This window comes from Marinoscillum sp. (genome assembly GCF_965229915.1).
In the GTDB taxonomy this organism is placed as follows: domain Bacteria; phylum Bacteroidota; class Bacteroidia; order Cytophagales; family Cyclobacteriaceae; genus Marinoscillum.
Genome location: NZ_CBDDJZ010000001.1, coordinates 3408444 through 3430539 on the forward strand (window position 1 = coordinate 3408444; position 22096 = coordinate 3430539).

General features: G+C 44.2%; 15 protein-coding genes. All 15 read left to right on the top strand.

Annotation, left to right across the window (positions count from 1 at the left end; genetic code table 11):
* Positions 1 to 53: 53 nt before the first annotated feature.
* The gene (locus tag ACO067_RS14545) at positions 54 to 839 is read left to right on the top strand and encodes an enoyl-CoA hydratase-related protein (RefSeq protein WP_421875193.1); all 786 of its coding nucleotides are present in this window, start codon (positions 54 to 56) and stop codon (positions 837 to 839) included.
* A complete protein-coding gene (locus ACO067_RS14550) occupies positions 839 to 2323 on the top strand; it encodes a polysaccharide biosynthesis C-terminal domain-containing protein (protein ID WP_421875195.1) in 1485 nt (494 codons plus the stop codon). Before ACO067_RS14545 ends, ACO067_RS14550 begins: the two co-directional genes overlap by 1 nt.
* A gap of 175 nt (positions 2324 to 2498) precedes the next feature.
* Positions 2499 to 4211, top strand: coding sequence for a CDC27 family protein (locus ACO067_RS14555; protein WP_421875197.1), 1713 nt, complete (start codon positions 2499 to 2501; stop codon positions 4209 to 4211).
* Complete coding sequence (locus tag ACO067_RS14560) at positions 4186 to 4947, top strand: DUF4292 domain-containing protein (protein WP_421875199.1); 762 nt, start codon at positions 4186 to 4188, stop codon at positions 4945 to 4947. The genes ACO067_RS14555 and ACO067_RS14560 overlap by 26 nt, the downstream gene beginning before the upstream one ends.
* Complete coding sequence (locus ACO067_RS14565; protein WP_421875201.1) at positions 4919 to 6133, top strand: murein hydrolase activator EnvC family protein; 1215 nt, start codon at positions 4919 to 4921, stop codon at positions 6131 to 6133. The genes ACO067_RS14560 and ACO067_RS14565 overlap by 29 nt, the downstream gene beginning before the upstream one ends.
* A 55-nt stretch (positions 6134 to 6188) precedes the next feature.
* Positions 6189 to 6401 carry a Sec-independent protein translocase subunit TatA/TatB gene (locus ACO067_RS14570; RefSeq protein WP_421875203.1) on the top strand — a complete coding sequence of 71 codons (213 nt, stop codon included), beginning with the start codon at positions 6189 to 6191 and terminating at the stop codon, positions 6399 to 6401.
* A 3-nt stretch (positions 6402 to 6404) separates the two neighbouring features.
* Positions 6405 to 7826: an Asp-tRNA(Asn)/Glu-tRNA(Gln) amidotransferase subunit GatA gene (gene gatA, locus ACO067_RS14575; protein ID WP_421875205.1), complete on the top strand. Its 1422-nt coding sequence runs from the start codon at positions 6405 to 6407 to the stop codon at positions 7824 to 7826.
* A gap of 17 nt (positions 7827 to 7843) precedes the next feature.
* Positions 7844 to 9202, top strand: coding sequence for a LysM peptidoglycan-binding domain-containing protein (locus ACO067_RS14580; RefSeq protein ID WP_421875207.1), 1359 nt, complete (start codon positions 7844 to 7846; stop codon positions 9200 to 9202).
* A 62-nt stretch (positions 9203 to 9264) separates the two neighbouring features.
* Entirely contained in the window at positions 9265 to 10347 is a 1083-nt protein-coding gene (locus ACO067_RS14585; protein WP_421875209.1) for a DUF4837 family protein, read from the top strand.
* A 30-nt stretch (positions 10348 to 10377) separates the two neighbouring features.
* On the top strand, positions 10378 to 12675 hold the full coding sequence (locus ACO067_RS14590) for an NADP-dependent malic enzyme (RefSeq protein ID WP_421875211.1): 2298 nt from the start codon (positions 10378 to 10380) through the stop codon (positions 12673 to 12675).
* On the top strand, positions 12672 to 13265 hold the full coding sequence (ruvA, locus tag ACO067_RS14595) for a Holliday junction branch migration protein RuvA (protein WP_421875213.1): 594 nt from the start codon (positions 12672 to 12674) through the stop codon (positions 13263 to 13265). The genes ACO067_RS14590 and ruvA overlap by 4 nt, the downstream gene beginning before the upstream one ends.
* 11 nt (positions 13266 to 13276) lie before the next feature.
* Entirely contained in the window at positions 13277 to 20455 is a 7179-nt protein-coding gene (sprA, locus tag ACO067_RS14600; RefSeq protein WP_421875215.1) for a cell surface protein SprA, read from the top strand.
* 91 nt (positions 20456 to 20546) lie between these two features.
* On the top strand, positions 20547 to 20918 hold the full coding sequence (gcvH, locus tag ACO067_RS14605) for a glycine cleavage system protein GcvH (protein WP_421875217.1): 372 nt from the start codon (positions 20547 to 20549) through the stop codon (positions 20916 to 20918).
* Positions 20919 to 20967: 49 nt separating this feature from the next.
* Positions 20968 to 21297 carry a VanZ family protein gene (locus tag ACO067_RS14610; RefSeq protein ID WP_421875220.1) on the top strand — a complete coding sequence of 110 codons (330 nt, stop codon included), beginning with the start codon at positions 20968 to 20970 and terminating at the stop codon, positions 21295 to 21297.
* Between the two features lie 47 nt (positions 21298 to 21344).
* Positions 21345 to 22022 (top strand): energy transducer TonB, encoded by a 678-nt coding sequence (locus ACO067_RS14615; protein WP_421875222.1) that lies wholly within the window; start codon positions 21345 to 21347, stop codon positions 22020 to 22022.
* Positions 22023 to 22096: the final 74 nt, after the last annotated feature.

The window sequence follows — 22096 nt, forward strand, 5'->3', positions numbered from 1 at the left end:
TGAAATAATCTTAATTTTAATCTTTCTTTCGAGTTCATTAGAAATCCAACCTTATGGCTGACTTGCAGAATCTCTCCCTTTCTACAGAGGGTAGTATTTTAACTATCACCATCAACAGAGAGAGTAAACTCAACGCACTAAATACGGAAACACTTGCCGAATTGAAGGAGGTTTTCAACTCCATTTATGACGACAAGGATATCAAAGGAGTGATCATCACTGGAGCTGGAGAAAAGGCCTTTGTAGCTGGCGCAGATATTGGGGAGTTTTCTGAGCTCAATGAGATGAATGCTCGAAAATTCTCGGAAGAAGGTCAAGAGATTTTTCAGTTGATCGAGAACTGCCATACGCCAGTGGTAGCTGTGGTGAATGGTTTTGCGCTGGGAGGTGGATGTGAACTGGCCATGGCTTGTCACATGCGGGTGGCCAGTGCCAATGCACGCTTTGGTCAGCCTGAAGTCAATCTGGGGGTTATACCGGGGTATGGAGGCACACAGAGATTAACTCAGTTGATTGGTAAGGGAAGGGCTTTCGAATACTTGATGACAGGTGATATGATGGATGCGAATACGGCATTGAGTTTTGGCCTGATCAACTACATGGAAGCCGACAAAGAAGCGGCTCTGGCCAAAGCAGAGGCCATACTGGGAAAAATTGGAGCGAAGGCTCCCATAGCCATCGGTCTGGTGATTGATAGTGTCAATGCTGTCTTCAATCACGATGAAAACGGCTATCAGACTGAGGCAAATGCCTTTGCTAGATGCTGTGGAACGGACGACTTCACAGAAGGCGCCAAGGCATTTATGGAAAAAAGAACCCCTGAGTTTAAAGGAGAATAGTGAGCCAACTTCGGCAGCTTGCTGGCCAAACGGTGATCTACGGTGCAAGTAGTGTTCTTGGGCGCGTGCTCAACTATTTACTGGTGCCACTTTACACGTCGGTTTTTGCTCCAGAGGAATATGGGGTGGTCACTGAGCTCTACGCCTTTGTGGCCTTTCTCAACATCCTGTACACCTACGGATTTGAGACAACCTATTTTCGTTTTGCCACCAAATCGGAGTCTGGAAAGGATTATTTCCAAATAGCTCAGACATCACTTCTGATTACATCTTTGCTATTCAGTAGTACACTTATTGTCTCCTCCACGTGGATTGTTAATGCATTACATTATCCAGGCAAAGAAACTTACATAGTATGGCTTGCCATCATTCTGGCTATTGATGCCATTGTAGCAGTTCCATTTGCCCAACTGAGACTAGCGGGAAGATCGTTGATGTTTGCTGGTTTGAAGCTTGGAAACATCCTGGTCAATATAGGTCTCAATTGCTTTTTTCTGCTGTTTTGTCCGTGGTGGTTGGCAAGTCATCCAGAGTCAATCGTTGCTGGTGTATATTCCGAGTCCCTGGGAGTAGGGTACGTCTTTCTGTGCAATTTGATTGCCAATGGGCTCTATTTGCTTTTTCTTCCAAAGTCGGTATTCAATATAAGTCCTTCGCTGGGGACTGAATGGAAGCATATGCTAAAGTATGCACTACCCTTGATGCTGATGGGGTTTGCTGGAGTGACCAATGAAATGCTCAGTAGAGCCATGCTGAAATATTTATTGCCTGAGGGATTTTATGCTGGCTTTAACAATCAGCAGATACTGGGCATTTTTGGCGCATGTTATAAGCTCTCTGTATTTATGACACTTGCTGTGCAGGCTTTTCGATATGCATTCGAGCCATTTTTCTTTTCCAGATCAGTAGATAAGAATTCTCCTCAACTATTTGCCACGGTGATGCATGCTTTTGTTGTTTTCGGGGTATTGTCATGGATGATTATTTCTTTATTTCTCCCACTCATCGCTCCAATATTTCTAAGGGATCCGACATATCTCACAGGTCTTGAAATAGTACCATGGTTATTGGCTGGGGGATTACTACTTGGGATTTATTTTAACTTATCAGTTTGGTTCAAACTCACTGATCAGACTAAATATGGAGCTTGGATTTCTGTAGGAGGAGCTGCGGTTACTGTTCTTGGCAATGTCGCCCTCATCCCTCTAATAGGTTATATGGGAAGTGCGATCACCACGGTACTCAGCTACCTGTTCATGGTTATTGTCAGCTATAGATTAGGACAAAAACACTTTTATATTCCCTATTCAACAGGTAAAAGCCTTTTTTACTTGCTATTTGGTGCCCTTTCCATAGGTGCTGTATACATTTACGATTTGGATCAGATGTTGAGATACCTTCTTGCCAGTGGTTTGGTGGCGCTATTTCTGTTCTTGGTTTGGTTACTTGACTACCGCAAAGGGGCATTCAAGGTGGGTAGGTGATTAGTTTGATCTACCGGGTAACTTTACACTGTTGTTGGTGAAACTAACTATGATTCAGAACGATAGTGGCTCATTAGTAGTTAATTTAACTAACTCCCGATCAGTAATCACGTTAAGAAGGAGGGCTCTGAAGATGATTGGTCTTCAGTAGGGTAGAAAACGAAGCGATAATTTCATGAAAGGATACTTATTTGGTGTTTTGCTTTTAGTGGCATTGGGTGCTTTTGCTCAGAAAAAGAAGAAAAACCAGGAGGATTACGAGCCACTTGATGTGACTGAGCTGTCTGCAGGTGATCTGCTCAAGGCAGAAGCAATGATCATTGATGCACAGCGCGAACTGATTCTGGAGAATTATTACAAGGCCCTGGAGTTATACAAAGCAGCCTTAGAGATTACACCAGATGATCCGGTGATCAGCTTTAAAATTGCTGAAATCCTAACTAAAAACGGGGATAACTCAGGAGCACTGCTGTATGCCACCAAGGCTGCCGAATTGGAGCCTTCGAACAAGTATTACTTGCTCCTTTCGGCTGAAATTCATAAATCCCTGTCCAACTACAAAGAGGCCACTAAAATCTATCAGCGAATGATCGATACCGTGGAGGGAACAGATGAGTACCTATTTGATCTGGCTATTTTATACCAGTTCCAGGGAGAAGACCAGAAGGCTTTAGATACCTACAATCGTGCCGAGCAAGTGTTTGGAATGAATGAGATTGTGCTCAGAGAGAAGCAAAAGATCTATTTGAAAAACAAGGATTTCGATGGACTAATTGCAGACTGGGATCGGTTGATACAGGAGAACCCCGGAGAAGACCGATATACCATTGAGCTGGTAGAATTTATGATCTCACGTCAGTTACTGACGGAGGCCAGAGAGCGTTTGTCGGATATTCATAACAGCCGACAAAAAGATCTGCTTCTTAGTCAAATCGCACTTTCTGAGGGTAATGTCACTGAAGCGCTGGAGCTGGTCAAGAGTACTATGAAGGCCACAGATGTGGACTATGCAGCAAAACTGCAGATGCTAAACCGACTTCTTCAAAGTGCCATTTCAAGTGAAGACTTTGATATGATCATGTCTCTGGCAGAGATCCTGGCCGACCAGTACACCTCTACCTACGAAGTGCAGGCCTATACTGGGGATGTGATGTATCAGCTGGAAAACCGTGAGAAAGCACTCAAGTATTATTTGAATGCAGTGAGCATCGATCCGGCAAATTATGAAACCTGGCAGAACATCTTAAGTATAGAAGCCAATCTCAATCAATACGATAGCGTGATCGTGCATGCAGAAAAGGCGTTGGAGTATTTTCCTAATCAGGCACCATTGTACTACTTTGGAGGCACGGGCTACTTGATTAATAAGGAGTTCAAGCGATCTATCCAACTACTGGAGGAAGGTAAGAAATATGCCACTAATAATGAATTGAAAACCATCTTCTATGGACAGATGGGGGATGCATACAATAGTCTAAAGCAATATGACAAATCATACGATTCCTACGAGCAAGCCCTCAAGGCCAAACCAGACAACGACCATGTATTGAATAATTACAGTTATTTTCTGAGTTTGAGAAATGAGCAAATGGACAAAGCACTCACCATGTCTAGCCGTCTGGTAGAGTTGCATCCTGACAATCCCACCTACCTGGATACCCATGGCTGGGTGCTTTATACCTTAGAGAAGTATGATGAAGCGCTGGTTTATCTAAGAAAAGCCGCAAATTTGCAGGAAGATGGCACAGTGATTGAACATTATGGGGATGTGTTGTTTAAACTTGGTAAGGTAGATGAAGCAGTGGAACAGTGGAAACGCGCAAGTTTGCTTAATGACGCCTCTAAAAATATTGAGAAGAAAATTGCAGAAAGAAAGATATTCGAATAGGCTTATCAGCCTGACCCTGTTGCTGATTCTTAGTTTAACTGGGTGTAATAAAAAATTTTCAGACATTTTTGATCGTAGTGGCAACCGCCTGGTGGTAGACGATGTGCAGTTTACTTATCTCTCTGCCAAGGCTAAGGTGGACTTTGACTCTGAGAAGAACAGTCTCTCTGGGACCGCTCAGATTCGCATACAAAAGGATAGCACCATATGGGTTTCACTATCACCTGGTCTGGGAATAGAAGCTGCTCGGGTATTGATTACCAGAGACTCAGTGGCTGTCCTTAACAAACTGGACAAAGTTTACATGGATTATTCATTTGTGGAGTTGAGTAAAAAGCTGGACTTTGACTTGAATTACTCCTTGGTAGAGTCTGTGATCATTGGCAACCTGATTTACCCTTATGTAAGAGAGCGTGTAGTTAAAAATGCAGACATGTATACGTATACGCAGCAACATGGAGTTTATAAGTTTGACAATACCATAGGAGCCAAAACCATGAAGCTGGAAAAGGTGCAGGTGGTCGATACCTTGACCAATAATACTATTTCGGTAAATTACAGTGATTTTCAGTTGGTAGAGGAAGAGGTTTTCCCATTCCTGATCAAGGCGGTGTTGGCTTACAGTCAAACTGGTAAAAAGAAGACAACCATTGATCTGGAATACAAACAAACAAACATTGAAGATAAACCATTAAAATTTCCTTTTAATGTGCCGCAGAGATACGAGCGTCAGTAGTATGCTTCACCTTTTTTTATGGGCAGTCCTGCTGCTAACCTCTGCTACCACACTCCTTGGTCAGAAAACCAAATCTCAGTTGGAGCAGGAAAAGCGTGAAAACCTAAGCAAAATCGCTGAGGCTGAGAAAATCTTGAATGACACAGAGTCAGAGCGCAAAGCTACCGTAGGTCAGTTGCGAGCTCTAAATCAACAAATCAGCGCAAGAGAGGGCCTAATCAGTTCATTGAATCAAGAAATCAAACTTCTGGACGGTGAAATCACTGACCTCAACATCATTGTCACTGCGCTGCAAAGCGATCTGAGGCAGCTGAAGGCAGAATACGCTGCTATGATCTACAATAGCTACAAAGCCAATCAAGGGTATTCGCAACTTACGTTTTTGTTCTCCGCATCCACATTCAATCAATTATTCATGAGGTTGAAATACCTGGAACAATATTCAGATGCTCGCAAAATTCAGGCGGAACAGATAGAGGAGGTCTCCAAAGAACTGGATGGCCAGCGCAACGAGGTTCAAATAAAACGGGCCGAACAGCAGACCTTGCTGGATCAGCAGCTGGCAGAGAACAAAAAACTTGTCAACCTCAAAAACCGCCAGAGTAATCTGGTGCAGGAGTTGACCAAAAAAGAAAAAGAGTTAAAGCAAGAACTAGCCGAACGAAAACAAGCACTTGATCGTTTGGATAAGCTGATAGCAGAGATTGTCAGAAAGGAGTTAGAAAGGTCCAAGACATTGTCCACCAAAGCCCTGGCTGATGAGGAGGAGTTAACAGCTAATTTTGAGCAGATGAAGAGCAAACTATCCTGGCCTGTGGAATCAGGGTTTGTTTCCTCCAAGTTTGGCAAGCAACCCCACCCGGTTCTCAAAGGAATCACGGTAGACAACCGTGGGGTAGAAATACAAACAGGCAAAGATGCCACCATCAAAAGTGTGCACCAGGGCAAGGTCATTACCGTGGCTTTTGCCCCAGGTATGAACAACGTGGTGATGGTACAGCATGGAGAATATTTTACCCTTTATGCTCGCTTAAAGGAAGTTCATGTAAAAAAGGGCAGCATTGTGGGTAAAGATGATTTAATTGGGACTGTATATACTGATAATAGCGGGGTTTCGGAAGTTCATTTCGAGGTTTGGAAAAACTACGCAAAGCTTGATCCAGAAAAGTGGCTTTCTCCGAAATGATTTTTTAGTAGGAACCTTTTATAGCTATCTTTGAAACCAAATTAATTTGAATGATATGAATACGGTGTTAGCATTTGGAATGCCAGGAGGTTGGGAACTGATTGTCATTATTTTGTTCGTCATTATTTTCTTCGGTGCTAAGAAAATTCCTGAAATCGCAAGAGGTATGGGAAAAGGTATCCGTGAGTTTAAGGATGCTACCAAAGAGATTAAGAACGAGATTGACGAAGCTGGTACCAGCAAAGATTCTGGCGACAAAAAGAAATAACACTTGCAAGCTAACTCTTCATTCTCAGAAATCAGAAAAGGGCTGAATAACGGGACATTTACCTGCAGAGATGTAGTGGCTCATTACCTTGCCAACATCCAGGCTAAAAACCCCCAATTGAATGCACTGCTCTCTGTCTACGACGATGAAGCTCTCTATCAAGCAGATGTAATAGATCGCAAGATAAAAGAGGGAACTGCGGGCAAGTTGGCAGGACTAGTGGTGACCATCAAAGATGTCCTGTGTTACAAAGACCACCCACTCCAGTGTGGTAGTAAAATTCTCAATGGTTTTGAATCTCAGTTCACTGCCACTGCAGTAGAACGCCTGATCAATGAAGATGCCATCATCATCGGCAGAAACAACTGCGATGAATTTGCGATGGGCTCATCTAGTGAAAACTCTGCTTTTGATCCGGTGATCAATGCTGACGGTGATAACCGCGTTCCAGGGGGATCTTCTGGAGGGTCCGCTGTGGCAGTACAGGCAGATATGTGCGCCGTATCTTTAGGGACCGACACTGGTGGTTCGGTGCGACAGCCGGCTTCTTTCTGCGGCATACTTGGATTGAAACCTACCTACTCGCGAATTTCCAGACATGGGCTGGCAGCTTATGCAAGTACATTTGACGTCATCGGCATTTTTAGTCACACCGCAGCAGATGCTGCTCTAGTGCTGGAGGTGATCGCTGGTGAGGATGAGTATGACAGCACCGTTTCCAGAGAGCCTGTTCCGACTTATAGCGATCAGTTGACTTTAGATGGACAAAAGAAGATCTGTTATATTCAAGAAACTGTACAAAATGACTCTCTCAACGAAGAGGTAAAGCAAGCTTTCCTTGATAAAGTGGAGGAGTTAAAGGCTGCTGGTCATCAGGTAGAAGAAGTGTCTTTTCCATTGATGGAATATGCCTTACCTACTTACTATATCCTCACCACAGCGGAGGCAAGCTCTAACCTTTCCAGATATGATGGGGTTCGATTTGGACACCGCACAGCCAATCCGAAGAACCTGGAAGCGATGTATAAAAAGAGTCGGACAGAGGGGTTTGGAAATGAAGTGGCAAAGCGAATATTGCTGGGGACGGCTGTCCTTTCGGCCAGTTACCATGATGCCTACTATCTCAAAGCTCAAAAAGTACGCAGAATGATCCAGGAGCAATTAAACGGGTTGCTGGAGCACCATGATTTTGTGGTAATGCCTACAGCACCTACCACGGCATTCGAGTTGGGTTCCAAAACCGATTCTATGGAAATGTATTTGGCAGACTTGTTTACCGTTCAGGCATCGGTGGCGGGAGTACCGGCTGTTTCAGTGCCAATAGGTAGAGACTCTGATGGAATGTCTATTGGTCTTCAGGCCATTGCCAAAGCTTTTGAAGAGCATAAATTATTAGCTTTTTCCCAGTATCTTTCTGGTAATTAATTGCAAGAAGGTTCGTTATGAAAGTCATGAAGTATATAGTGACAGTGCTGACGGTCTGTGTGAGTTATTTCGCCTCAGGTCAGGGATATTTGCATTATGATCCAATTCCCGACGTTACCTACGAGGAGGTAGCCGACCGACTGTCCTGCATCGAATCGGAGGTTCCGCTGAATTTCAATGACAAGGTGAAAGGTTTTATAGACTACTTCACCATCCGGGACAGGCCATATACCAGGCAGGTACTTAGTAAGACGGACTTGTATTTCCCCATTTTCGAAGCTGCTTTGGAGCGGTATGGGTTGCCCGAGGAGCTCAAATACTTGTCTATTGTGGAATCTGGTCTACGGCCCAATGCTATTTCACGAGCCAATGCCGTGGGGTTGTGGCAGTTTGTGTCATCTACAGGGCGCATGTATGGGTTGAATAACGATTGGTATCTGGATGACCGAATGGACCCATATGCTTCCAGTGATGCTGCGGCTAGACACTTGAGAGATCTTTACAGCATGTTTGGTGATTGGGAACTGGCCCTGGCAGCTTATAACTGTGGTCCGGGAAATGTGCGCAAAGCCATCCGCAGAAGCGGATATAAAAAGGAATTTTGGGAAATCTATCGCTACTTACCTAGAGAGACTCGCTCGTATGTGCCTCAGTATGTAGCTGTGCTATATACCGTCAACTTTGCTGCTGAGCACAACTTGTTTCCGGAGCATTATGAGTTATTACCTCAATATGATACCGTGATGGTGAGTCAGTATTTTCACCTGGAAACCTTCGCTAATCAGCTAAACGTTTGCTTGGCTGACCTATTGGCGATGAACCCGAATATTAAGAGAGGAGCTATTCCAGAAGGAACCGAGGATTTTGTTTTGAGAATTCCATCTGATCTGAAGGAGTATGTAGCTGAAAATCGAAGTGTTCTCTATGATACCGCGAGCAAAGTCGGCAAAGAGCATCTCGACTACCTCGCTCGCAATACTCCTGGTAGCACTTATGGTCGGGTGCGACAAGTTTACAGGGTGCGTAGTGGCGATGTGCTCGGTTTGATCGCTGAGCGTTATCATGTGCGGGTCTCAGACATCAAGTCGTGGAATAACCTCTCCAGTAACATGATTCGTGTTGGCCAAAACTTGAATATTTGGGTAATGCCGACCTACAACAGTTCTACGAAGGATTTGTATGTGACCACCTCAGCTCGTGATGTCAATGCGGTGATTCCAGAACCTGGTCAGAAAGTTCATTATGTACAGCCTGGTGACACACTCTGGGAGATTGCCAAAAAATCTGATGTGTCCATCGAAAAGCTGAAATCCCTCAATAACCTGAAAGGAAATACCATCCAACCTGGCCAACAACTTATCATATCTTCTAAGTAATTTCGTTGGTTATATAGCCATCAATGTTAACCTTTACAATTGATCAATAACCCGAATCTGACATGAGATATTCATTTGCCGTTTTATTTTCCTTAATCATTTTTTCATTCGTTGGCTGTAACTCCAAGACCGGAGAAAACTTAAAAAAGGAGTTTATGCCACTAGCCAGGGGCGAGAATGATGAGATCATCTTAGTGATCGACTCCACACAGTGGGAAGGTCAGGTTGGAGAAAAGTTAAGAGACATCTATCAGAGGTATATCCCTATGCTGCCGCAGGATGAATACGAGTTTTCAGTCAATAAAGTGAACCCTCGCAAGCTGAACGATGTGCTGAAAAGTGCGAAGAATATGATTTTTGTGATGACACTGGATTCCAGAACATCAGAGAGCAGAGCCATCAGAGACTATTTCACTGACAGTTCCCTTAAGAAAATACAAAGAGACTCCTCAATCTATTATACCATCAGAAAGGATGAATTTGCCAAAGGTCAGATTGTATTGTTCTTGTTTGCACAGGATAGTGAAGCCCTCGTTCGTAAACTGGATGATAATGAAAGTTCACTCAGGAATCTCTTCACCTCTGCAGTACGTGATCGCACCAGAGAAGGCTTATTGGCTAAGAGTGAAAAGACCCTTGTCAATAAGATCAAGGAGGATCATCCGTATACTATTCATGTACCTTTCGGATGGGATCTGGCTAAGAACCTTCCCAATTTCATCTGGCTCAGAAAGCTAGAAGCACAGTCAGAACTCAACGTCTTTGTTTATGAAGGTGATTATAAGGATCAGGCGGTTTTCAATCATGTGGATGAGCTCCGAGAAGAAATCACAAGCACCTATTTGAGAGATTCTGAGCGGCCGGAAATCTACATTACCAGACAGCCACAAGTGCCTGTGATGACTACACGTGTTTCGTTTAAAGATATGTTTGCTGTTGAAGCAAGAGCTCTGTGGAAGATCAGTGACAATTCAGGAGGAGGACCGTTCGTGAGCTACACCTTTGTAGACGAAAAAAACCAGAAGCTTTATTATATAGAAGGCTATGTCTACTCTCCTGCCACTAAAAAGAAACACTTGATAAGAGAAGTAGAGGCAATACTGTCTACTTTTGAGCTATCAGAGGCTGCTAAGCCTAATTCGTAACATTACCTCAATTACTAACCTAACCAAACAATGGGCGCTAAAATTAGAAAGAAGGAGGCGTTGGACTTCCATGAAGTCAAACCAGCGGGAAAAATTGAAGTCACCCCTACCAAACCCTTAAGTAGCCAGCACGATTTGGCTCTGGCCTACTCTCCAGGAGTGGCAGAGCCGTGCAAGGAAATTGCCGAGGACAAAGAAAAAGTTTACAGATACACTGCAAAGGGCAACCTGGTGGGTGTGATTTCCAACGGGACCGCTGTTCTTGGTCTGGGAAATATTGGTCCAGAGGCTTCCAAGCCCGTAATGGAAGGAAAAGGGGTTCTATTCAAGAAGTTCGCCGGTATTGATGTATTTGATATTGAGATTAATGAGACCGATCCTGACAAATTCATCGAGATTGTCAAAAGCCTGGAGCCAACTTTCGGAGGTATAAACCTTGAGGATATCAAAGCACCCGAGAGTTTTAAAATTGAGCGAGAGCTTCGGGAGAAAATGAATATTCCTGTGATGCATGATGATCAGCATGGGACGGCAATTATTTCATCTGCTGCCCTGATCAATGCTTTGGAAATCAACGGGAAAAAAATTGAAGAAGTGAAGATAGTAGTCAGTGGCGCAGGTGCTGCTGCTATAGCTTGTACAGACCTTTACGTTTCGCTTGGGGCCAAGCCCGAAAACATCGTGATGACAGATAGCAAAGGCGTGGTGAAGCAGTCCAGGTCTAATCTGGATGAATCCAAAGCTAAATACGCCACGCATCGCGAAGATGTGGATACACTGGAGGAAGCCCTGGTCAATGCGGATGTGTTTTTAGGTCTTTCGATTGGGAATATCCTGAAGCCAGCTACTTTGAAAAAAATGGCTAAAGATCCGATCGTTTTTGCTTTGGCAAATCCAGATCCCGAGATCGCCTATGATGTGGCTATGAAGACGCGTAATGATATCATCATGGCCACAGGCAGATCAGATCACCCAAATCAGGTGAACAATGTGCTTGGCTTTCCATACATATTTAGAGGTGCACTGGATGTGCGATCTACAGCTATCAATGAAGAAATGAAACTGGCTGCTGTGAATGCCATCGCAGATTTAGCCAAAGAGGCCGTACCCGAGATGGTGCTCAAAGCTTATGGTCAGAACAACATGAAGTTTGGGCCGGAATACTTAATTCCCAAGCCACTGGATCCGCGTTTGATTACGGCTATTTCCCCGGCAGTAGCGAAGGCAGCAATCGAAAGCGGTGTAGCCAGAACTACTAAGATGGATTGGGACAAATACGCATTGGAGCTTCAGGAGCGGATTGGTATAGATCAGCGTTTGATTTCCAGGATTATCACCCGCGCTCGAAGAAACCCTAAGCGAGTAGTGTTTGCAGAGTCTGATGATCTGAACATCCTAAAAGCAGCACAAATGGCCTTTGATGAAGGGGTCGCTACACCAATTCTGCTGGGCAATGTAGAACGTATCAAAAAACTGATCGCTGACAATGAGCTAGATGGTCTGAAAGAATGCGATATAATTGATCCATATCAGGAAGAAGAGAAAGTAGAGGAGTATGCCAAGGCCTATTTTGAAAAGCGTCAACGCAAAGGCGTGACTATGAAAATGGCCAGAAAGTCCATGACCAGAAGTAGGAATTACTTCGGATGTATGATGGTGGAGAAAGGTGAAGCGGATGCATTTATTTCAGGACTTTCCAACGACTACCCAAAAACCGTACTTCCTGCTTTGCAGATTATTGGTGTAGAGCCTGGAGTGAACCGAGTGGCTGGAATGTACATTATCAGCAATTCGAAAGGGACTTACTTTTTCTCCGATACCACGGTCAATCTGAACCCTAATGCAGAGGAACTGGTGGACATCATCGGGCTCACTTCTCGTGTGGTTAGATTCTTTGATACCGAACCGAGAGTGGCCATGCTTTCTTACTCTAACTTCGGGTCGGCTCGAGGTGAAGTACCTGAAAAAGCTGCCAAGGCTGTGAAGCTGGCAAAGCAAAAATGGCCTGATCTGGTGATCGATGGAGACATTCAGGCAAACACGGCATTGAATAAAGAACTGCTTCAGGATAATTATCCGTTCAGTGATTTGGCAAAAAATCCTGCAAATACCCTTATCTTTCCTGATCTCGATTCTGGAAACATTGCTTACAAACTTCTCATGGAACTCGGTGGAGCAGAAGCCATCGGGCCAATACTCATGGGGATGAATAAGTCAGTGCACGTCCTCCAAGTAGGAAGTACCGTTCGGGATATCTTCAATATGGTGGCCATCTCAGTGGTAGATGCCCAGTTGAATGAAAAGAGAGAAAAGAATCAAAAAGCATGATCAATTACCTAGAGGGCAAGCTTGCTGTCAAAGACCCAACCTATGTGGTGGTAGATATCAATGGTGTGGGCTATGAAGCCAAGATCAGCCTGATTACTTATGCGGCAATCAAAAATCTGGATGCTGCTAAGCTATACACTCATTTACACATCAAAGAAGATGCCCATACTTTATATGGCTTTTCAGAACAATCTGAGAAGAGAAGATTCTTGGATCTCATTAGTATATCCGGAGTTGGTCCGAGTACTGGATTAATGATCTTGTCTTCTCTATCACCAGAAGAATTGCAACAGGCCATTCTCAGTGAAGATGTAAAGACCATTCAAGGCGTGAAGGGAATAGGACTGAAAGGTGCTCAGCGGATTGTGCTTGAGTTAAAGGACAAAATGAAGAAAGAAGGGTTGCTGGAAAAAGCTGGTGAAATTGTCCCTTCCAGTCACAATACTTTGCGAAATGAGGCGTTATCGGCCTTAACTACTTTAGGAATTGCCAAACCTGCTGCCGAGAAGAGTATCGACAACATATTGAAACAACACGGGCAGCAAATCAAACTTGAGGAGTTAATCAAACTAGCGCTCAAGAGGGCCTAACGTGTTTTTGTTTGGAGAGGAAATCTTACATACAGCTTTTAGTGAGTGTGGTGTTTTTATGCTTTGGTTTGTCCGAACTGGAGGCTAAAAAACGTCTGTTTGCTCCTACCCTTTTGTTTCAGCAGGAAAATGCGAAACAAGACACCGTCAAACGAGACACGATTCCACCTTATGAGCCAAGTAAAATCCCAACTTACCAACCCGCTTATCGATTTGGTGACCCATTCTCCAACCGCATCAGTCCGTCCCCATTACAGCTTGCAGATCCTTCGTCCATAGACCTGCAGGTGGACTATGACTCTTCCATCAACTACTCAGTGTATGAGCGTATCGGAGATGTGAATTTCCGTCCGGTGACTACCATGAGTTTTGAGGAGTATGACCGGTACAATGACCAGCAAATCCAAAAGGAATATTTCAAGCAGAAATCCGCCGGACTGGATGGTGAAAGTGCCGTAAGTGGAAGGAGCTTGATTCCAAGGTTATACATCAGCCCAATGTTCGATCGGCTATTTGGTGGAAGTTATGTAGATATTCAGCCTAATGGATTTGTGAATCTGGACTTTGGTGGTCGGTTTCAGCGCGTGGATAATCCATCCATCCCCAGACGCCAGCAGCGCAATGGTGGATTTAATTTCGATCAGCAGATTTCTTTGAATCTGGTCGGGAAGATCGGTGAGAAACTTCAAGTAACGGCCAACTTCGACAACAACAATACTTTCGACTTCCAGAACAACCTCAAAGTAGAATACACCGGATACGAAGAGGACATTGTCAAGAAAATAGAGATTGGTAACGTGAGTATGCCCGTTACCAATAGCCTCATGACAGGAGCGCAATCCTTGTTTGGAGTGAAAACGCAGCTGCAGTTTGGGAAGCTATTTGTCACCGGAGTGGTATCTCGCCAGCAGGGAAAAAGCGATGTGGTGACAGTAGAAAGCGGATTTCAGGGCAAAGAGTTTCAGGTCAGAGCATCTGATTACGATGAAAACAAGCACTTCTTCCTGGGTCAATTTTTCCGGGACAACTATGAATACTGGCATAGAAATCTGCCGCAAATTGTCTCTGGTGTAAACGTAACTCGTATTGAGGTTTATGTGATCAACCGTAACAATGACACCAAGTCTACTCGTGAGGTGCTAGGCCTGATGGATCTGGGTGAGGGTAACAGTGAGCATATCTATCGCAATGGAGCAAATGCCAATGGGTACGAAATCTCAGGAGCAAGTGGTCAGGATCCGGGATTTCCGACCAACAACCGGGCGAACAACCTGTATGCAGATCTTTTTTCTACGCCTGGTTTCAGGAGTAGCAACGACGTATCCAATATATTGGAGACTCAATTCGGCTTTGCCAGTGGAGTGGATTTTGCCAAAATTGGAACCGCCCGTCGATTGGAAGATGATGAGTTTGTCTTAAATAGTCAGCTCGGTTATGTGAGCTTACTTCGTCGCTTACAGAACGATGAGATGTTGGCTGTTTCTTACGAGTATACTTACAATGGCCGAGTGTATCAGGTAGGAGAGTTGACCGAAGATTACTCAGGCCTGTCGGATGACCAGGTGATTGTGTTGAAGATGCTTCGCCCCAACAGGATCAATGTAGAAGTACCTACATGGGATCTGATGATGAAAAACATCTATAGCTTGAATGCAAATCAGGTGGATCGAGAAGGTTTTCAGCTACGCATTCATTACCGAGATGATGCCACCGGTATTGATAACCCGTCATTGCACGAAGGTAGACTGACCAAGGATAAGCCGCTTGTCGAGCTGTTGGGACTTGACCAACTCAACCAAAACAATGACCGATCCAGAGATGGAAACTTCGACTTCATAGAAGGGGTGACAATGGACACTCGCAATGGAAATGTGATTTTTCCGGTTTTGGAACCTTTCGGAGCTACACTCGAAAGCCAGTTTGCTGAGAGTGAAAATAACCTGAAGCAAAAATATGTCTACAACGAACTCTACGAATCCACTAAAATCGATGCAGAGCAGTTGGCTTCAAAAAACAAGTTCTTTATTCAGGGAAAACTGAACGCTGGGTCTTCCAATCAGATATCACTACCAGGTATCAATATCGCTGAGAATTCCGTGGTGGTCACAGCTGGAAATACGCCGCTTACCGAAGGGTTGGACTACAGGGTAGACTACAATTTGGGTACGGTGACCATTTTAAATGAAGGGATTCTCAACTCAGGTAAAACCATCAACATTGCCTACGAAAAAGCGGATCTTTTCAACTTCCAGTCCAGATGGCTCTACGGTGCCAGGATGGATTACCGCTTCAGCGAGAACTTTAATATCGGAGCAACATTGCTCCATCTCAACGAACGTCCCGGAGGGATATCCAGATACACGATAGGAGATGAGCCAACCAGAAACACCAAGTATGGCTTTGATATTAACTATCAAGATGAGGTTCCATTCCTCACTAAGGCTATGGACTTTCTGCCTCTGATTAGCACGAAGGCACCTTCGAGTATTTCTTTCAATGCGGAATTTGCCCAGATCGTCCCGGGTACTTCCAATTTGGTGGATGGCAAGGGAACCTCATATATCGATGATTTTGAAAGTGCGGTTACGCCCATTAATCTGAGTGGAGCTATTGGCTGGAAGCTCGGAACCACACCACAGACTTCCAACAATCGCTTCAACAGTGCCACCAATGCCAATGTGCTGGGATTTAATTACAAGAAAGCCAAAATTGCCTGGTACTCTGTAGACCCGTCAGTCTTCTATCAGGCTGGACCCAGACGACCGGCCAACATCAATGAAGATGATCTGGACAATCACTATGTGCGCCCAGTACTGCCGCAGGAGATTTTTCGTCAACGAGACAGAAACGTGTTCCTGGTGCCAGAAACGATCTTTGATATTGCTTATTACCCACATGAGCGCGGACCTTATAACTATAACCCGAATCTTACCCAAGAGGGCCTATTGCCTAATCCAGAACAGAACTATGGAGCCATCTACCGAAACATCACCACTGAGACCAATTTCCGACAGAATAACGTGGAGTATTTGGAATTCTGGTTACTTGATCCATTTATTGATGGTGAAAATGGGCGCGTTTTGGATGGGTTGTTCAACCAAAATAACACGACAGGTGGTCAACTGGTGTTTAACCTCGGTGACATCTCGGAAGATTTCAACAATGACGGTCGCAAGTCATTCGAGAGTGGTTACCCTGCAGATGGCGATGAGACGAAGACCATTAGCAATGATTGGGGTAGGCAACCAGATGAACCTTTCCTGACAAACAATTTTGAGCAAACGGGACGAGGAAATCAGGATGTGGGATTTGATGGGTTAAGAGATGAAGAGGAGACTACTTTTTTCAATGATTATATCAATCAGCTCAATGTTTCTCCTGATGCCTTAAATGCCATTACAGTAGACCCTTCTGGGGACAATTTCCAGTACTTCTTGGGGGATCAGTTTGATAACAACAATGTGAAGATCCTGGAGCGATATAAGAACTTCAACGGGCTGGATGGGAATAGCCCAGTCCAAAGTGGCAACAATGTACAGTCCTACACCATCATTCCAGACAATGAAGACAGCAATACGGACGGTAACTTCGTGACTTCCGAGAGCTACAACGAGTACAAGATCAATCTGCGACCGGGCCAGTTAGAAATTGGTGAAAACTTCATCGTAGACAAAATCAGAAGTATCAACGATCAGGATTATTGGTACTTGTTTCGTATACCGATCAATACAGCGGGGACGCCAGTGAACGGCGGGATGGATATCAATACGGTGAGGAGTGTGCGAATGTACCTGACAGGTTTCCGACAACCTGTAGTACTTCGAATGGCTAAACTACAGCTAGTAGGCTCTCAGTGGAGAAAGTATAGCGAGACACCGCTTAATGAGCCAGGCCTGAATGAAGTACCTGAAACAACCTATTCGGATTTCACACTCTCTGTGGTAAATATTGAAGAGAACAGCGGTGGGGCAGACAAGATTCCATATACAGTACCTCCTGGGATCAATCGTGACAGGGACAACACTACCATTATCAACAGGCAGGTAAATGAGCAGTCCTTGCAAATATGTGTGGAAGATCTGGCCGACAAGGATGCTCGTGCCGTGTTTAAGAACACGACTATTGACCTGATCAATTACGGTCGCTTGCAGATGTTTTTCCATGCGGAAGAATATAGAGGCGACATGTTGCTGGATGATGAAATGTCAGCATTTTTACGATTGGGTACTCAAGCCAATGATCAGTACTATGAGATAGAGGTGCCTTTGAAAGTGACTCCACAAGGTACCGGGGCAGTGCCTGAGCTGGTTTGGCCAAAGGAGAACGAAATAGATCTGTCCATCAATGAGCTTCTTGGGTTGAAATCTGAAAGAAACCGTGGAGGGTTTGATGAAACGATTGCTTACTCTAGTCCATCCAATGATGGTCGTTACAAACTCACTATTAAGGGTAACCCAGATATGAGTTCCATTCAGACATTAATGATAGGAGTTCGGAACCCAGGTTCAGATGATGGTGCACCAAAGTCAGTTTGTATTTGGGCGAATGAGCTAAGAGTGACTGATTTTGACAAGAGGAGAGGCTGGGCTGCCAATGCACGTGTTAGTGCTAAACTGGCTGATGTGGCGACTGTCTCGGCATCTACCAGGTACACCTCCATCGGCTTTGGAAATATCCAGCAGACCATTCAGCAGCGAACTCGTCATGAAACTACCCAATATGATGTGTCTGCCAATGTGAATCTGGACAAATTCTTGTTGCCAGAAAAAACCGGCCTAAAAGTGCCGATGTTCGTAAGTATGGAGAAAAGTCGGACTATTCCACAATATGACCCGCTAGACCCTGATGTGCCTCTGGAGGCTTCTCTGGAAACCATTGACACTCAAGAGGAACGAGATGAATACCGCCGAATCGTTGAAGACCGATCGGAAAGACGAAGCATCAATTTTACAAACGTTCGGAAAGAAAAAACCAACCCAGAGGCTAACGATCACTTCTTTGATATAGAAAACCTTTCAGTTTCCTATGCTTACTCAGATATTGTCACCAGCAATGTCAATACCGAAACTTATATTCAAAAAAATGTCAGTGGTGGAGTGGCCTATAATTATGCGCCAAGACCTTTGGTCATAGAGCCTTTTGCCAAGTCTGAAGCATTCAGCAGTCCCTATCTGAAACTCATAAAAGACGCAAACCTTTCACTATCTCCTAGCAATATATCAGTGAGGGCCGATTTAGCTAGGAGTTTCCGAATGACGCGATTATATGACGAACAATTGCAACCTCAGTATGGTAATGAATTTTATGAGCGCTTATTTACTTTCAACAGGACTTACGGTCTCCGATGGAACATTTTTAAGAGTTTGAGTCTGGATTATTCTGCTAAGGCGAATGCAGTAATTGATGAAATTGAAGACACCACACCGATTGAAGGTGATATCGATTCTGAAGAGGAACGTCAGTACATCTGGAATGAGATCAAGAGTCTGGGTCGATTGAAGAATTTTACCCAAGATGTTTCTGCCACCTATAAGTTGCCATTTGACAAATTTCCAATCACAGACTGGGTGAGTGGAGATATCCGATACGCTGTTGGTTACAATTGGACTGCTGGATCATTGGGACAAAATGATGATAGCGGAGACTTTTTTGGGCACACTTTGCAGAACAGAAGAGACCGGGGGCTAACTGGTAAAATCGACATGGTGAAACTGTACAATAAGGTTACTTTCTTGAAGAACATCAATCAACCAACCCGCAAGCGATCCAAGGATGACGAAGAGCAAACCGGACCTAATCTTGGCAAAACTTTTTTAAGAATGATGATGTCTCTGCGTAGCATTAACGTCACCTACAATATCCGGGAGACTACCTCTCTGGCTGGCTTTGTCAAGCAGCCATTTTTGCTGGGAATGGACAGTAGCTGGAATGCACCGGGCTGGGGCTTCATTCTAGGAGAGCAAGATCCAGAAATTCGGTACAGAGCAGCCCAAAATGGCTGGCTAACCAGAAGTCAGAGTTTGACGACTCCATTCATGCAGACCTATACCAATGACCTGTCATTACGAGCCAACATAGAGCCGGCTGCTGATATTAAGATACAGCTGGATGCACAGAGGACCAATAACGCTTCATTTCAAGAAATCTACAGGTATGATACACTAGACGGAGTCTCGGGATTCAAGTCTCTGACGCCTTCCAGGAAGGGAAGCTACAATCTGAGTTTTAACACGATCAGGACCGCTTTTGACAATAAGGGGGCCAATAACTCTTCGGAAGCTTTCGATACGTTTGCGTCTAATATTTCGGCCATTCAAAATCGGCAGAACTCCTTAATCAACGCAAGTGATGGTTTCTATGACACACTCTCACAGGATGTGTTGATACCAGCTTTCATAGCTGCCTACTCTGGACAGTCTGCTGGAGATGTGGGTTTAACGCCTTTTCCAAAAATTCCGTTACCTGGCTGGCGAGTAGATTACAATGGACTATCAAAAATCCCAGCGCTCGCAGAGGTATTCTCCTCCATCACCATCTCACATGGCTATCGCTCCGCCTACAATGTGAATGACTACAATTTCAACATTGAAGCGTATGCCAACAACCCAAACAACAATTTTGGAGTGACGCTGGATAACAATGTGCTGGATTATCCTAGAGCTACCGTACCCAATGACTCCAATAGATTGGTTCCTGTCTATGTGATTTCTCAGGTCACTATTGCCGAGCAGTTTGCACCATTGCTGGGCATCAATATCCGAACCAAGAACAATCTGTCCACAAGGTTAGAGTACAAGAAGGATCGAAGCTTATCACTGAATATGTCCAATGCTCAGGTGACTGAAACTACCAGTAATGACTTCACTATGGATCTTGGTTTGACTAAGGATGAATTCAAACTACCATTTAAAGTCAAGGGGCGTACCATCACGCTGGACAATGCCATTACCATGCGGGTGAGTATGACGCTAAGAGACTCAGAAACAATCCAGCGAAAAATTGATGGAGAGAGCAAGATCACCAATGGTAATACGAATTTTCAGCTACGACCATCCATGACTTACAAACTAAACAAGAGTCTTGATCTCACTATGTATTTTGAACGTAGTGTAAACGAACCGAAAATCAGTTCCTTCAAAACGGCTACCACTGCTTTCGGAACTCAGCTAAGATTTAGCCTGGCTCAGTAGCTCCAAACTCATTCTTTTGCCTATTTTTGGCAGCAAATTGGCCGGAGGTGATTGTTCCTCTCCAATACGCGTTCAGATAAACAAATAGACTATGAATATTCCTGAAAATTTGCTTTACACCGAAGATCACGAATGGGTAAGAATCGAAGGTGATGAAGCGTACATTGGTATCACTGACTTTGCACAAGGCGAGCTTGGAGACATTGTATATGTAGAAGTAGAAACCGAAGGTGAAGAGCTCGAAAAAGGAACTGTATTTGGTACAGTGGAGGCTGTCAAAACGGTTTCTGATCTTTTCATGCCATTGTCTGGTGAGGTGATCGAATTCAATTCTGAACTAGAATCAAGTCCAGAGCTGGTTAATTCTGACCCTTATGGAGAAGGTTGGATGATCAAAGTAAAGGTGTCTGATCAGGGAGATTTACTATCACCAGAAGCCTACAAAGAACTTATTGGACAATAAGCCATTCGTACATATCAGTCGTTGGTTACTGATCCTCTGGACAGGAGGCATGCTCTATCTTTTTTTTAATACCAACAATCCAGATTTAGGTATTGAGTGGTTTGAAGGGCAGGACAAGGTAGCACACTTTGGACTATTTGGGATCTGGTCAGCTTTAGTCTATGTCGGGTTTTCAAATTATTTCCAAAGGCCTATATGGTGGGTGTTAATATTAGCATTTGGATTTGCGGTTGCTACGGAGTTAGCTCAGTACTATATCCCTGGTCGTTCGTCGGACTGGCTTGATGCTGGGGCCGACCTGTTGGGTAGTTTGATTGCTGTTTTCACTGCACATTTTCTTAAAAAGGAACTAATCCGTATGGGAAAACAGTTTTATTAGTGATATATTTGGAATCACTCTTGTAGTAAAGGTCAAAAAACAATTTTATGGAACCAAAGAAGAACCCTAAAGTAGATCTTGCAAGAAAATCTGGGATGTTCATGAACATCGGATTTTCAGTGAGTTTACTATTGTGCATCGTTGCATTCGAGTGGAGAACTTACGACCAGTCAGATATCGTAGACTTGGGACAGGTGCAAGATGACTTTGAAGACATCATGGAGATTCCGCCAACGGAGCAACCACCTCCCCCACCACCAAAAATCCAACTACCTGAGATCATAGAGGTTCCGGATGAGGAGGAAATCGAGGAGGAAATCGAAGTAGAACTTGATGTGGAGGTTACAGAAGAGACTGTGATCGAGGATATCGTGTTTGAAGAAGCTCCTGAAGAGGAAGTAGTAGAAGAGGTTTTCACCATTGTGGAGGACCAGCCAGAGTTTCCAGGAGGAATGGCAGCATTCTACAAGTATGTTGGTGACAACATGGATTACCCATCTCAAGCAAGAAGAATGGGTATCGAAGGACGTGTTTATGTTCAGTTCGTTGTTGACAAGGACGGTACAGTTACTGAAGTAACTTCTGTAAAAGGTATCGGCGCTGGATGTGATGAAGAGGCTGAGCGAGTACTACGAGAGGCACCGAAGTTCAAGCCTGGTAAGCAAAGAGGTAGAGCGGTAAAAGTACGAATGGTACTTCCAATCATCTTTAAGCTAAGCAACTAAGAAATAATCTTATTCTTAAATAGAAAAACCCTGATAAGCCATGCTTGTCAGGGTTTTTTGTTTCCTAGGGTGTG

Excerpts from the sequence above, each read along its gene's own strand:
- ACO067_RS14615 (WP_421875222.1), top strand. The coding sequence starts at position 21,345 with ATGGAACCAAAGAAGAACCCTAAAGTAGATCTTGCAAGAAAATCTGGG.
- ACO067_RS14580 (WP_421875207.1), top strand. The coding sequence starts at position 7,844 with ATGAAAGTCATGAAGTATATAGTGACAGTGCTGACGGTCTGTGTGAGT.
- gcvH (WP_421875217.1), top strand. The coding sequence starts at position 20,547 with ATGAATATTCCTGAAAATTTGCTTTACACCGAAGATCACGAATGGGTA.
- ACO067_RS14585 (WP_421875209.1), top strand. The coding sequence starts at position 9,265 with ATGAGATATTCATTTGCCGTTTTATTTTCCTTAATCATTTTTTCATTC.
- ACO067_RS14565 (WP_421875201.1), top strand. The coding sequence starts at position 4,919 with ATGTGCCGCAGAGATACGAGCGTCAGTAGTATGCTTCACCTTTTTTTA.
- ACO067_RS14590 (WP_421875211.1), top strand. The coding sequence starts at position 10,378 with ATGGGCGCTAAAATTAGAAAGAAGGAGGCGTTGGACTTCCATGAAGTC.
- ruvA (WP_421875213.1), top strand. The coding sequence starts at position 12,672 with ATGATCAATTACCTAGAGGGCAAGCTTGCTGTCAAAGACCCAACCTAT.
- ACO067_RS14545 (WP_421875193.1), top strand. The coding sequence starts at position 54 with ATGGCTGACTTGCAGAATCTCTCCCTTTCTACAGAGGGTAGTATTTTA.
- ACO067_RS14570 (WP_421875203.1), top strand. The coding sequence starts at position 6,189 with ATGAATACGGTGTTAGCATTTGGAATGCCAGGAGGTTGGGAACTGATT.
- ACO067_RS14555 (WP_421875197.1), top strand. The coding sequence starts at position 2,499 with ATGAAAGGATACTTATTTGGTGTTTTGCTTTTAGTGGCATTGGGTGCT.
- ACO067_RS14610 (WP_421875220.1), top strand. The coding sequence starts at position 20,968 with ATGCTCTATCTTTTTTTTAATACCAACAATCCAGATTTAGGTATTGAG.